A 12,143-nucleotide genomic window follows, 5' to 3' on the forward strand; every position below is an offset into this window, starting at 1 on the left:
GAAATGGCTATCCGCTGTGCTGTACATTTTGGCGAAAGCTCCCTAGTCATCGGTCACCTTGAGAGTACGGTCGAGCTTGAGAAGATGGAGAACCCGATCCGCCAGCGCCTCGGCCGGCCCGTCGTGAGAAGCGAGGCGCAGTTCCGGCGCCTCAGGCGTCTCGTAAGGCGCGTCGATGCCGGGGACATGCGTGATTCTTCCAGCCCGGGCCTTCGCATAAAGCCCCTTGGGATCGCGCGCTTCCGCCACCGTCAGCGGCGCATCGACAAAGATCTCATAGAATGGATGACTGCCGGCGATCTCACGCGCGAGCGCCCGGTCGCGCGCATAGGGTGAAATCACGCAGACCAGCACGACAAGCCCGGCATCGGCCATCAGTTTTGCGACCTCGGCCATGCGGCGGATGTTCTCGACCCGATCCGCCTCGGTGAAGCCGAGATCGCGATTGAGCCCGTGGCGGACATTGTCGCCGTCCAGCACAAATGGATGGAAGCCGGCGGCCATCAGCTTGCGGTCGACGATGTTCGCAATCGTCGACTTGCCAGCCCCCGACAGTCCGGTGAACCACAGGATCGCCGGGCGCTGCCCCTGCGCCGCGGCGCGCGCATCGGGAGCGGTATCGAAGGCTTGCCAGGGGATATTGCCGGCGCGCCGCAGCGCGAAGTCGATCATCCCGGCGCCCACCGTGGCATGGGTGATGCGATCGACCAGCACGAAGCCGCCCATGTCGCGGTTCTCGGCATAAGGGTCGAAGGCCACTGGGCGATCGGCAGCGAGGTTCACGACCGCGAGTTCGTTCATTGCGAGCTGACGGGCAGCCAGATGCGCACGCGTGTCGATGTCGATCCGATGCTTCAGTGCTGTGATGCTCACCGGCACTTCGTCGGTGCCGAGCCGCATCAGGTATTGGCGGCCGGGGATCATGGGCGCCTCGCCCAACCACAGCAGATGCGCCTGAAACTGATCCGCGATAGCGGGCGGGCTATCGGCGGCGGCCAGCACGTCGCCGCGGCTTACGTCCACGTTGCGGTCGAGCACCAGCGTGACCGACTGCCCCGCGACGGCCTGACCGAGATCACATTCCGGGATGATGCGCGTGACCACGGTAGGCGCGCCGGAGCGTGCCACCGTCAACTCGTCTCCCGGTCGCACCCGGCCGCCCACGATCCGTCCGCAGTAGCCGCGAAAATCCTGGCCGGCGCGACTGACCCACTGCACCGGCATGCGAAATGGTCCGATCTCCAGCGCATCGTCGACGTCGACCGACTCGAGCCATCCGATGATCGTAGGGCCCTCGAACCAGGGCATCGCGGCCGAGCGGCCCAACACATTGTCGCCCTTGAGCGCCGAGACCGGGACGGCAACCGCGTCGGTGAAGCCGAGCGCTTCGGCAAGGTCGGCAATCTCGGCCGCATGACGCTCGAACGCAGTGCGGTCGAAGCCAACCAGGTCCATCTTGTTCACCGCCACGGCGACGTGGCGGATGCCCATCAAGGCGAGGATATGAGCATGACGTCGCGTCTGGGTGAGGACGCCCTTGCGCGCGTCCACCAGCAGCAGGGCGGCATCCGCCTGCGATGCGCCGGTGGCCATGTTGCGCGTGTATTGCTCGTGGCCCGGACAGTCGGCGACGACAAACTTGCGCTTGTCGGTCTCAAAGAAACGCCAGGCGACGTCGATCGTGATGCCCTGCTCGCGCTCGGACATGAGCCCGTCGAGCAGCAGCGCGAAGTCGAGATCGCCCTCCGGCACACGGCCTTTGCTGTCATTGAACAGGCGCGCAAGCTGATCCTCGTAGACGCAGTCGGCGTCGTAGAGGATTCGCCCGAGCAGCGTGGATTTGCCGTCATCGACGCTGCCGCACGTCAACAGGCGAAGCTGCGACTTGGCTTGCTCGGCGGCGATGACGCGGGCGATTATGGCGTCCGGGCTTTCCTCTTCCGGCATCTGATGGGGCGTGTCGCGCATCAGAAATATCCTTCCTGTTTCTTGCGCTCCATCGATCCGGGCTGATCGTGGTCGATCAAGCGTCCCTGGCGCTCGCTCATGCGCGTCGACCGCATCTCGAGCAGGATGTCGGCAAGCGTGGCGGCGGTGCTATCGATCGCCCCGGTATAGGGATAGCAGCCGATGGAGCGGAACCGGACCGACCTCTTTTCGGGGGACTCTCCCGCCTCGAGCGGCATGCGGTCGTCGTCCACCATGATCCAGGTGTCTTGGCGCCGGACGACGGGCCGAGGTTTCGCGAAGTAAAGAGGAACGAGGGAGATGCCTTCGATCCAGATGTAGTCCCAGACGTCGCGCTCGGTCCAATTTGACAGCGGAAATACACGCATCGACTCGCCGGGGGCGAGGCGCGTGTTCCAAGCATGCCAGAACTCCGGCCGCTGCGTCTTTGGCTCCCAGCGCTGCGCTGGGTTGCGGTGTGAGAAGATGCGCTCCTTGGCGCGCGACTTCTCCTCGTCGCGGCGTGCGCCGCCGATCGCAGCATCGAAACCCCAGCGCGCCATTGCTTGCTTCAGTCCCTCGGTCTTCATCGCATGGTTGTAGACCGCCGAAGATGCGGTGAACGGCGTGATGCCAGCGCGCGCGGCTTCCTCGTTCGTGTGAACGAGGAGTTCGAACCCAAGGCGCGCGGCGATGCTGTCGCGGTGGGCGATCATTTCCCGGAACTTCCATCCGGTATCGACATGCAGCACCGGGAACGGCAGCGGCGCCGGTGCGAATGCCTTTTGCGCCAGATGCAGCAGGACCGAGCTGTCCTTGCCGATCGAGTAGAGCAGCACGGGCCGCTGAAAACAGGCGGCAACCTCTCGGATAATGGCGATCGACTCGGCCTCGAGCCGGCGTATGTGCGAGAATCGTTCATCAACTCGGCTGGGAGCTTCGATGACTGTCATATCAGCATGGTCTCTCGACTTGTGCGGCCGCCGAGAAGATGGCGGCTTCTTGAGCTTCCAAGTGTCACTTGCAGAGGCGGCGCGCGGCCAGGTCGCCACGACACGGTGCGTGCAGCCGCGAATGGCCGTGGGGCATTCAGCTTCGCCCGGCTTTCAAATGTCGGCATAGCAGTGCGTCTCCGCGGCGGACCCAGGGTGGGTGACCGCGCCTTTCGAGGCGGGCCCCACGGTCTGCGCAAATTTCCAAAGCGCGCCTGACTGGAAGTCGTGACGATGCGGTCGCCACGCCTTGCGCCGAACCTCCAGCTCTTCGGCCGAGAGCTCCACGTCAAGCGTACCCGCCTCGGCATCGATGGCGATGATGTCACCGTCCTTCAGCAATGCGATCGGGCCGCCAACGGCCGCTTCCGGATCGACATGCCCAATGCAGAAGCCGCGCGTGGCGCCGGAGAAGCGCCCGTCGGTGACAAGCGCCACCTTGTCGCCCATGCCCTGGCCGTAAACGGCTGCCGTGGTCGCCAGCATCTCGCGCATGCCGGGCCCGCCTTTTGGCCCTTCATAGCGAATGACGATGACCTCCCCTGACTGGTATTTACGCTTCTGGACGGCGTCGAAGGCCGCTTCCTCGGAGTCGAAGCACCGGGCCGGCCCGCGGAATTGGAGGTTCGTCATACCAGCCACCTTGACGATCGCGCCCTCGGGGGCGAGCGTGCCGCGCAGACCGGCCACGCCGCCGGTGGTGGTGATCGGATCGGAGATCGGGCGAACGATGTCCTGGTCGGTCGGGAAGACTACATCGGCCAGGTTTTCGGCGATCATCTTGCCTGTCACCGTGATGCAGTCGCCGTGCAGATAGCCGCCGTCGAGCAGCGCCTTCAGCAGCACCGACACACCGCCGATCTCGAACAGATCCTTGGCAAGGTAGCGCCCACCGGGTTTGAGATCGGCGATGTAGGGCGTGCGCTTGAAGATCTCGGCGACCGCATGCAGGTCGAAGTCGATGCCCGCCTCGTGCGCGATCGCCGGCAAGTGCAGCGCCGCATTGGTCGAGCCGCCAGAAGCCGCCACCACGGTAGCGGCGTTCTCCAGTGCCTTGCGGGTGACGATGTCGCGCGGCCTGAGATCGCGCGCCAGCAGGTTCATCACGGCCTTGCCGGACGCTTCCGCGAAGGCGTCGCGGCTCTCGTAGGGCGCCGGGGTACCGGCCGAGCCGGGCAGTGCGAGCCCAAGCGCCTCGGAGACGCAGGCCATGGTATTGGCAGTGAACTGGCCGCCGCAGGAGCCTGCGGAAGGGCAAGCGACACATTCGAGCGCGTGCAGCTCGTCGGCGGAAATCTGGCCAGCCTGATAGCCGCCCACCGCTTCGTAGACGTCCTGCACGGTGACGTCCTTGCCGCGGAAGCGCCCGGGCAGGATTGTTCCGCCGTAAAGGAACACGCTCGGGACGTTGAGGCGGACCATCGCCATCATCATGCCGGGCAGCGACTTGTCACAGCCGGCAAGGCCAACCAGCGCGTCGTAGCAATGGCCGCGCATGGTGAGCTCGATCGAATCGGCGATCACTTCCCGGCTCACCAGCGACGACTTCATGCCCTGGTGACCCATGGCGATACCGTCGGTCACGGTGATGGTGGTGAACTCGCGCGGCGTGCCACCGGCCGCCTTGACGCCCAGCTTGGCCGCCTGCGCCTGGCGGCTGAGCGCGATGTTGCACGGCGCCGCCTCGTTCCAGCAGGTGGCGACGCCGACAAAGGGCTGGGCAATCTCCTTTTCGGTCAGCCCCATGGCGTAGAGGAACGAACGATGCGGCGCGCGCTCGGGACCAACGGTCGTGTGGCGACTCGGCAGCCTGGATTTGTCGAAGCTATGTGTCATGGGTCGGCCTCGGTTTGTGAATAGGGATCCGTTGCTTTCAATCCGTCGGCGCAATGCGCCAACGGACCACGCCTTCCGGGCAGAACACCCGCACCTGCTCCCTTCCAACCGGCTGGGTTTCGGGCGGCTTCCAAGCTGACTGCACGAGCGTGACGGTCTCGGTATTGGGCGGCAGGCCGTAAAAACGTGCGCCGTTGAGCGACGCGAAGGCTTCGAGCCGATCGAGCGCCCCTTCCTCATCAAAGACCTGGGCGTACAATTCGAGCGCAACCGGCGCCGTAAAGATGCCGGCGCAGCCGCAGGCCGATTCCTTGTCCCGGACCAGGTGCGGCGCCGAATCCGTGCCGAGGAAGAAGCGGGGGTTGCCGGAGGTCGCGGCGTTCCTTAATGCGAGGCGATGGCCCTCCCGCTTGGCCACGGGCAAACAGAACATATGCGGCCGGATACCGCCCGCGAACATCGCGTTGCGATTGATCATCAAATGATGAACAGTAATGGTGGCTCCGATGGGCCCCTCGGCGTCCTGCACATAGTCCACGGCTTCGGCGGTCGTGATGTGCTCCAGGACGATCCGCAGCGCCGGGAAATCGGACCGCAGCCGGACAAGCACCCGGTCTATGAACGCCTTCTCCCTGTCGAAGACGTCGACCTCGCCGTCGGCCACCTCGCCATGGACCAGAAGCGGCATGCCGATGGCCTGCATCCGCTCCAACACCGGATAGACCCGGCGGACATTCGTGACACCGGCGGCGGAATTGGTCGTGCTGCGCGCCGGATACATCTTGACCGCGGTGATAACTCCCTCGGCGAAGCCTCGAGCTACCTCCACTGGATCGGTCTCATCGGTGAGGAAGCAGGTCATCAGCGGCACGAACCTGGAGCCGTCGGGCAAGACGCGCCGGATCCGATCGCGATACGCCGCAGCTTGGGCAGCCGTCGTGATCGGCGGATCGAGATTGGGCATGATAATGGCGCGGCCGAAGGTGCTCGCCGTCCATGGCAGCGCCATCTGCAGCATGGCCCCATCCCGAAGGTGCACGTGCCAGTCGTCAGGCCGAAGGAGGGTCATCTCGTTCACCGGGGTCACCTTCGCTCCGCTTCGCGCGCCTGACGCGCATCTTGCGGTTCTATCCAGAGCTCCAGCGGCATGAGGCGGGCCGACTTCTTCGACTGATGGCGATCCATGCGGCGGAGCACATTGTCGAGAAAACGTACTGCCTCGACGATGAAAGGTCCTTTGTTGAGCATCACGCATTCGGCGCGCTGCGCCATGGCCGCATCGGTTACTTCCGCCCGGCTGGGCGATCCTTCTTCCACCAACCCAGCCAACACCTGGGTCGCCCAGATGACAGGCACATGGGCTGCCTCGCATAGCCAGAGAATGTTCTCTTGGACTTCGCTGATGTGTTCGAAACCAAGTTCGACCGCCAGATCGCCACGCGCGATCATGACCGCCAGCGGTTGTTGCCCGGCGCCATGCACGATCAGTTCGGGAAGGTTCCTGACGGCGAGCGCGGTTTCGATCTTGAGCACTAACGGCTGCGCGGGGCGTTCGCCGCGTCGTGCTGCCAGTTCCTGCTGAATAAGGGTGATGTCTGACGGACGCTGAACGAAGGAAAACCCGACGAGATCGGCATTCTCCGCGACGAAATCGAGATCCTGCAGATCCTTCTCGGTCAGGGGCGGAAGATCGAGCGCCGTATCCGGGAAGTTCAGTCCCTTTTTGCGTCTGAGCTTCTCCCCTTTGCTGCGCGCCTGCTTCACGCGAAGCATCGCGCCGTCAGGCTCAATCCTTTCGACGCGCGCTCCAATGCGGCCATCGTCGATGAAGACCCGTGCTCCGGCTTCAAGCTGATCAAGTACGGCAGGGAACGTCACACGGATGACGATATCGCCAGCCTTTAGCTGAGCGGGCATGCGACCAGCCAACATGAGAAGGTCGCCGCGGTGGAGCCGCGTCTTCTTCGGCGCGCAGACTTCGGCGATCCGGCATTTCGGGCCGGCGATATCCATGAGGATTGGACAGGTCCTGCCTTGCTCAGCCGCCGCGGCGCGGCTGTTCTCGATCATGGTCGCCCAGGTCTCCGGTCCCCCATGCGCGCAGTTGATGCGCAGGCAATCGGCGCCGGCCCGAATGATGTCAGCCACCAGGGCGCGATCTTCACTGGCTCTGGTCGGCAACGTGACCATGATCCGCGTGCCGGGCCCGTGCGGATCGCTCCCGAAAATCCTGGCCTGCTCTCGCCTCAAAATCCGCTTTCCGTTCCGGAAGGCTAAGGGGACGGGATGGGACACGGCGGGCTCGCCGGCGATTTCGGTCAGCCTCGCGCAGACGGCGTCAAGGGTCGCCATAACGCGGCCCTCACTCCGCCCGAGCGAAGTCAGTCCAAGCGCCGAGAGCTGATGTTGTAGACCGCTTAAATCATGGCGACGAAACGCTAGATACTGCGCGAGATTGATGGCTCCAGGCAGAAAACTCGGCCGAGCCACGTTGGGGGTCCAGTCCTCCACAATGGCTTGGCTCTCCCGAATGACGGCAGCTCGGATGCGAACGATCCTGGACAGGAGGCGCTTCGCAGACACCTTCCGGTCTGCCTCACGGGTGCGGCCCGCAGCAGGACGTTTCAAGCTCGAACGTTGGATCGCATTCAGCGTCATTGGCTCTCCGATCGCGCGTCCTACAAGATCACGCGGTACCGCGGCCGGCGGCCTCGATGTTCCTGCGCAAAAGCGGATCGAGGCCGAGCTTGTTGGCCAAATCGTCGAGCCAAGCCGCTTCGGCGGGAGTATCGGCATCAATTGCGATGAAGGCTGCCAGGTACACCTGCGCGGCCTCCTCAGGAGAATTCGCAGCGGCGGCGAGTTGCTCCGGCGTATCCGGATGGGCGATCAGAGACTCGAGAAAATGCCGCTCCTCGCCCGGGAGAGCGCTCGCTTCGACGCGCTCGATCAAACGGGAACGCTCGGTCTCGTCAAGGCGACCATCGGCCATGGCCGACGCGATCATCGCACGCAACAGGAGGGTGGCGCTGCTGTCTGCCGGCAGAGCACTCGGTGGCGACAACAGACCGCCGGAAGCCGGTTGTGCCGCACCGGCCTGCTGCGGCGAGAGGCCGCCAAGCGCATCGCGGATGGTTTGCGGAACGAGCGGCTTGCCGTCGCGATAGTTGCTGTAGGCCTTATAGGCGAGCCCTCCGAGCAGGGCGACAGCCCCGATCTGCAAAGCGCTGCCGCCGAGCTTCCGCGCGTGCTTGGAGGTCAGGAGCGTGCCCGCCAAACCACCCGCGAGCGCGCCAGTTCCGAGTGCGCCCACATTGCTGGAGAGGTAATCGCCGAGGCCCGCGCGTCTACTGCGGTCGACCGGTAGTCCGACTTCCGCGTTGCCTTGCCGTGATGCCGGGTCACCCGCCAGCACGGTGTTCAGCAGTTTGTTCACGTCGATCATTGTGTTCTCCTGTGATGGACCGGTCGGCTCGTGCCTTTTGCAGACATGCATTCACAGCGCTGCGCCGCGGCAGCAGCGCAGCGGCGATTCAGTGCTACGGCACGTGCAGTTCGCACGCGACGGCGCGTCATCTATACGTGCCGAGCGATTTGCCTTCGCCAGTCGTCTCTTCCGGGTCATTCAGTCGGTCTCGCGGGTTTGCACGATCGCCTGACGATGGAACTCACAGAGCTTGCGGCGTACTTCCTCGCGCGTGATGGCAAATCCGCAACGGGTAAGGTCGCCAAAGAGCTTGTCGACGACATCTTCGTCCCCAGGCTCGCAAAAGTCGGCGTGGTGAACCGCTGTCGCGTAGCCTTGAACTCCATCGTCCCGGAGCTGCATCAGTCGACCGGCCCACAAACCCGCGAGCACGTTGCGGCGGGCAAGGACGTTGTCACGCGTGTCGGTGTCTATGCACGAGTCGGTCCCGGTGGAGGATGCGGTGCCGTGTGTCATGGCAGCAATAGGGACATCAACGTTCATCGATCATCTCCGGCAGAGCGGGCATGGGGGTGCTCTCCGACGGGGAGCGGAGGCAAATCCGTCTGGCCGCGACCATGAGTTTCCTCGCGCGCGGCCGCACGTGTCTTCCAGAGCGAGAAGAGCACACCGCCCGCGATGAGGGACAGGGTCACGCCGAGCGAGATCGCGGGGTCGAGTTTGCCGACGATCTGGTTCCAGAAGATCTTCGCCCCGATGAAGACCAGCACGATGGCGAGCGCGTATTTCAGATACTCGAAGCGATGCACCATGGCGGCGAGAGCGAAATAGAGGGCGCGCAGCCCGAGGATCGCCATGATATTGGCCGTGTACACGATGTAGGTGTCCGTCGTAATGGCGAAGATCGCCGGCACCGAGTCGACCGCGAATACCAGATCGGCGATGTTGATCATGACCAGCGCCAGAAACAGGGGCGTCGCAAAGCGCGCGAGCTTGCCTGTCTTCGGGTCTGGCTTGCGAACGAAGAAATGCGAACCGTGCAACTCTGCCGACACCCGCATACGCTTGGACAGAAAGCGCACGATCGGGTTCTTCGACACGTCTTTTTCGCCCTCGCCGACGACGAGGATCTTGATCCCCGTGGCGATCAGAAAGACAGCGAAGATGTAGAGTACCCACTCGTACTGCTGCACGAGCGCCGCGCCGAGCCCGATCATGATGCCGCGCAAGACCAGCACCGCGATGATCCCCCACAGCAGGGCCCGGTACTGATACTTGGCGGGAATGGCGAAATAACTGAAAATCAGCGAGATGACGAAGACGTTGTCGATCGAAAGCGCCTTCTCCAGAGCGTAGCCCGTGAAGTACTCCATGCCCGAGGTCGGGCCCATGGACCACCACAGCCAAGCACCGAACACGAGCGCGACAGCGATGTAGAACACCGATAGCTTCAGGCTTTCCGCGACACCGAGCTCTTTATCCTTCTTGTGAAGAATGCCGAGGTCGAAGGCGAGCAGCGCGCCGACCACGAAGAGGAAGGCGAGCCATAGCCAGACAGACTTGCCGAGGAAATCGCTGGTCAGGAAATCGGCGAGCAGTTCCATGCGTAATCCTTACTATTCGGGTGTTTGAGAGCACCCGTTGAATGCGTTACGGGCTCCCTATTGCGCCATGCTCGAACGCCAGCGGGACCCGGGGCCTTCGGGAGCGTTTGAGACGTTAGCGAGCGGGCCAATTGCGATAGCGCCAATGGCTCTTGTTCGGGTTGTCGCTCGCCGATGCACTGCCGTATGTGCTCCATCTCAATGTGAGAGGAACACTGGCAGCGGCGGGTTCGCGACGATGGTCTTCGTCGCGCCACCCAGGATGAAGTCGCGCAAGCGGGAGTGCCCGTAGGCACCCATTACGAGCAGGTCGAGGTCGTGCGCGGTTGCATACTCTTCGAGAGCCTGGCCGATCGTCCGGCCGGCGGCGTCTTCCTCCTCCAAGACAGCCTCGATCCCATGACAGGCGAGATGCTCCGCGAGTTCCCCTCCCGAGCTTCTCGTATCGGGCGCCTTCTTCTGTGTGATCGTCACCACCCGCACGGTCTTGGCGCGCTGAAGGAGCGGGAGGGCATCCGCCACGGCTCGTGCCGCGGGCCGGCTGAAGTCCCAAGCCACTCCAACGACATCGAGGGAAAAGAACTGCTGCTTTTTGGGCGTTTCCGGGAAGACAATCGTCGGTCGCCCAGAGCCGAGTATCACGCACTTGGCGATTTGTTGCTGTAGGTCCGCGTGCTTGCCGATCGGGACCATCGTGACATCGTGCATCCTGGCGCGTTCAGTCACGATGTCCGGGAGCTGCACCGTGGTGCATGACACGATGATCTGCTGGTGTGTGAGGCCACGCTTCGTCGCCATGCTTTCGAACGCACCGATCAGATTCTGGGCATGCGCCACGCTCCTCCGCCGCGCCGCCGCAATCATGCCCGGGATGTCGAGCAACATGTCCGCAACTATGTTGCTGGCTAGCGGGATCTCGACCTTGAAAGTCAGCGCCGAGATGCGCGCGCCTAACGCCGCGGAGAAGTCGACCGCTTGCTCGACGGCCGCAACCGGGGTCGGATCGGGATAGCTGCTCACGTGAAGCAGGGCGTCGTTGAAAGCCATTCTCTCAAATCCCAGCTTGGTCCGGATGGTTCGGGACGGCATCGCCCTCTTGTGCCGTCGTTGTTCGTCAGTCCGCACGGCGCCTGTTCCTCCCCGTCCGTTTGCCTGTACCTTTGCCGAGCGCAGAGCTGCTTGGTGACGTCGGGGAACGAAGCCGCTGCGCTCGATTTCAATGGCTGAAGGCTCCGACGCGGTCTGGCCAACGATGCCGCGGTCGGGAAGCCGATCCGCCGGTTTCACGACGATCGTATTGCCGATCGCCGTGATGCAGTCGGCGTGCAAGCACCATCGGTCGGTCCCTGTCAGGCCTGAACAACGATCATCAATCCTCCATCCACCCAGATTCTTGAGCATGTGCGGAATGTGGGCTTGATTGATCGTCAAAACAAGCAGATTAATAATAGTGCTTTGATCGAGAAAAACTGCGGATCGGAGTACAAGCAGCCACACTACGCTGGACGGTCACGAACCAGCATCGAGCGCGCTGCCGAGCAGCTGCGTCTCGCCCGCAGACCATCAGAACGGAACACTCAAGGAAGCCTTCGGAACAGCGCCATTCCGCCGCGCGGGGCGCGTGCCGACTGGCGCTGTCCCGCGGCGGGACAATTGACTGTGTCCCTGTGTTCGACGCAAGTGCTCTCACGGCATCCTTCTGAACGCTCAAGGGCCGAAAAGCCTTACGCTAGCTGCGCAATCTCAAGCAGACCGTGGAGCGGCTGGGGTAGCGCGCGCAATAAGTGCTCATGACTCACCTCGTGTCAGCCGTCTTGGCTGTCACGAGCTAGGCTCGGCCGGACGGCCTCAGCGGCGTGTGCTGTCGACTACTGTCGCTAGGCATCAGTTTGGTCCCAGACTTGCCCAAGCGCGCCTCAGCGCGCTGGACGGTGTGGCGGCTGGGTAAACTGCCAAGGTCGGCAATGCCAGGGCGCGTGAGGAAAGCCACGCCAGCCGAAGGTAGCTTGCGCCGCGGCCTGTCATGCTGATCGATTGCTTGATGTTGACTTTGCCATCAGGGTCGCGGACCACTGGCGGCTGTTAACCCCCGACAGTCGCCATGTCGGACCGCTTCGGGCGAAAAGGTAAGGAAACCGGCATGAGGCTTCTGCTCACATGCGCAACCGTCGCGCTGCTCGCTCTGTCGGCCTGCAACGCGCCTGAGCGTGAGCCTGACGATGACGATCGCACGGAGCAGCGCGGCCAAGACGATGATGAAGAATAATCAATGAACAGAATGTTGGCCGCTATGTCGCTTCTCTCACTAGCGGCCTGTGACAGCGGCGGCGTCGTCGA

10 protein-coding genes are annotated in these 12,143 nt (G+C 63.5%); 1 reads left to right on the top strand and 9 read right to left on the bottom strand.

The features are described 5' to 3' along the window. Window positions 1–42: 42 nt before the first annotated feature. From cysC to FZF13_RS07755, 9 genes are all read right to left on the bottom strand, one after another. Entirely contained in the window at window positions 43–1,968 is a 1,926-nt protein-coding gene (gene cysC, locus FZF13_RS07715) for an adenylyl-sulfate kinase (protein ID WP_082004873.1), read from the bottom strand. After that, window positions 1,968–2,900, bottom strand: coding sequence for a sulfate adenylyltransferase subunit CysD (gene cysD, locus FZF13_RS07720; protein ID WP_047558490.1), 933 nt, complete (start codon window positions 2,898–2,900; stop codon window positions 1,968–1,970). The genes cysC and cysD overlap by 1 nt, the downstream gene beginning before the upstream one ends. A gap of 153 nt (window positions 2,901–3,053) precedes the next feature. Next, the gene (gene ilvD, locus FZF13_RS07725; RefSeq protein ID WP_150978938.1) at window positions 3,054–4,775 is read right to left on the bottom strand and encodes a dihydroxy-acid dehydratase; all 1,722 of its coding nucleotides are present in this window, start codon (window positions 4,773–4,775) and stop codon (window positions 3,054–3,056) included. 37 nt (window positions 4,776–4,812) lie between these two features. Next, on the bottom strand, window positions 4,813–5,793 hold the full coding sequence (gene pyrC / locus FZF13_RS07730; protein ID WP_244505151.1) for a dihydroorotase: 981 nt from the start codon (window positions 5,791–5,793) through the stop codon (window positions 4,813–4,815). 65 nt (window positions 5,794–5,858) lie between these two features. Further along, window positions 5,859–7,433 carry a pyruvate kinase gene (locus tag FZF13_RS07735; RefSeq protein WP_150978939.1) on the bottom strand — a complete coding sequence of 525 codons (1,575 nt, stop codon included), beginning with the start codon at window positions 7,431–7,433 and terminating at the stop codon, window positions 5,859–5,861. Window positions 7,434–7,461: 28 nt separating this feature from the next. After that, the gene (locus FZF13_RS07740; protein WP_167523851.1) at window positions 7,462–8,220 is read right to left on the bottom strand and encodes a tellurite resistance TerB family protein; all 759 of its coding nucleotides are present in this window, start codon (window positions 8,218–8,220) and stop codon (window positions 7,462–7,464) included. A 180-nt stretch (window positions 8,221–8,400) separates the two neighbouring features. Further along, complete coding sequence (locus FZF13_RS07745; protein WP_150978941.1) at window positions 8,401–8,745, bottom strand: DUF1476 domain-containing protein; 345 nt, start codon at window positions 8,743–8,745, stop codon at window positions 8,401–8,403. Beyond that, window positions 8,742–9,806, bottom strand: coding sequence for a TerC family protein (locus FZF13_RS07750; protein ID WP_150978942.1), 1,065 nt, complete (start codon window positions 9,804–9,806; stop codon window positions 8,742–8,744). The genes FZF13_RS07745 and FZF13_RS07750 overlap by 4 nt, the downstream gene beginning before the upstream one ends. Window positions 9,807–10,004: 198 nt before the next feature. Beyond that, a complete protein-coding gene (locus FZF13_RS07755) occupies window positions 10,005–11,237 on the bottom strand; it encodes a universal stress protein (protein ID WP_150978943.1) in 1,233 nt (410 codons plus the stop codon). 709 nt (window positions 11,238–11,946) lie between these two features. Between FZF13_RS07755 and FZF13_RS29415 the strand changes: the two genes are divergently transcribed. Next, complete coding sequence (locus FZF13_RS29415; RefSeq protein ID WP_281350930.1) at window positions 11,947–12,072, top strand: hypothetical protein; 126 nt, start codon at window positions 11,947–11,949, stop codon at window positions 12,070–12,072. Window positions 12,073–12,143 lie beyond the last annotated feature (71 nt).

The sequence above is a fragment of the Mesorhizobium terrae genome, from assembly GCF_008727715.1.
Classification (GTDB): Bacteria; Pseudomonadota; Alphaproteobacteria; order Rhizobiales; family Rhizobiaceae; genus Mesorhizobium; species Mesorhizobium terrae.

Excerpts from the sequence above, each read along its gene's own strand:
- ilvD (WP_150978938.1), bottom strand. The coding sequence starts at position 4,775 with ATGACACATAGCTTCGACAAATCCAGGCTGCCGAGTCGCCACACGACC.
- FZF13_RS07735 (WP_150978939.1), bottom strand. The coding sequence starts at position 7,433 with ATGACGCTGAATGCGATCCAACGTTCGAGCTTGAAACGTCCTGCTGCG.
- FZF13_RS07745 (WP_150978941.1), bottom strand. The coding sequence starts at position 8,745 with ATGAACGTTGATGTCCCTATTGCTGCCATGACACACGGCACCGCATCC.
- FZF13_RS29415 (WP_281350930.1), top strand. The coding sequence starts at position 11,947 with ATGAGGCTTCTGCTCACATGCGCAACCGTCGCGCTGCTCGCTCTGTCG.
- FZF13_RS07750 (WP_150978942.1), bottom strand. The coding sequence starts at position 9,806 with ATGGAACTGCTCGCCGATTTCCTGACCAGCGATTTCCTCGGCAAGTCT.
- pyrC (WP_244505151.1), bottom strand. The coding sequence starts at position 5,793 with ATGCTGCAGATGGCGCTGCCATGGACGGCGAGCACCTTCGGCCGCGCC.
- cysC (WP_082004873.1), bottom strand. The coding sequence starts at position 1,968 with ATGCGCGACACGCCCCATCAGATGCCGGAAGAGGAAAGCCCGGACGCC.
- cysD (WP_047558490.1), bottom strand. The coding sequence starts at position 2,900 with ATGACAGTCATCGAAGCTCCCAGCCGAGTTGATGAACGATTCTCGCAC.
- FZF13_RS07740 (WP_167523851.1), bottom strand. The coding sequence starts at position 8,220 with ATGATCGACGTGAACAAACTGCTGAACACCGTGCTGGCGGGTGACCCG.